A 518-nucleotide genomic window follows, 5' to 3' on the forward strand; every position below is an offset into this window, starting at 1 on the left:
GCTGCACCGGCGATACGGCAAATTGTAACTCTGTATCCATATAACGCTCCCTGTTAAGATAAAGCCTGTTTTAAAACAACGTGTTGTATATAAAACAACCAACACGTTAACACTTACCATGCCCCCGATAAACAAAACGCCGGGATGTGACATTCACGGGCAGTGCGTCGCGCGGCTGATGCGTGACGTGCAGCCAGAAATCGATCAGCGCCTCGCCTTTGCTGTGTCCAGATTCGCCATCCTGCTTCCAGCCAATTACAGCTGATTTTGATACCTCCAGTTCGCGGGCGATTTCATGGATTGGTAGGCAAAGTTGCGCATAAACACGTTCGGCGCTGGATGAATCTCACCGGTACGCCCGCGCCGAACGGTCTGGTGCATTTGTGGGGGCAGGCGTAGTTTGTCGACCAGGGCCAAAATCTGGGTCGCACATATGGTGCATTCACATCCCGCTGGTTTAGCTGCGGAATTGCACCGCAGCAGGCAGGATTTTGGCGACAGTATGATGAATTGTTACG

General features: G+C 51.9%; 1 pseudogene. It reads left to right on the plus strand.

Going from position 1 to position 518, the window contains the following annotated elements:
• Positions 1-303: 303 nt before the first annotated feature.
• Positions 304-518 (plus strand): annotated as a pseudogene (locus COO59_RS20635) (hypothetical protein); the annotation flags it as partial.

The sequence above is a fragment of the Mixta theicola genome, assembly GCF_002895925.1.
Taxonomy (GTDB): domain Bacteria; phylum Pseudomonadota; class Gammaproteobacteria; order Enterobacterales; family Enterobacteriaceae; genus Mixta; species Mixta theicola.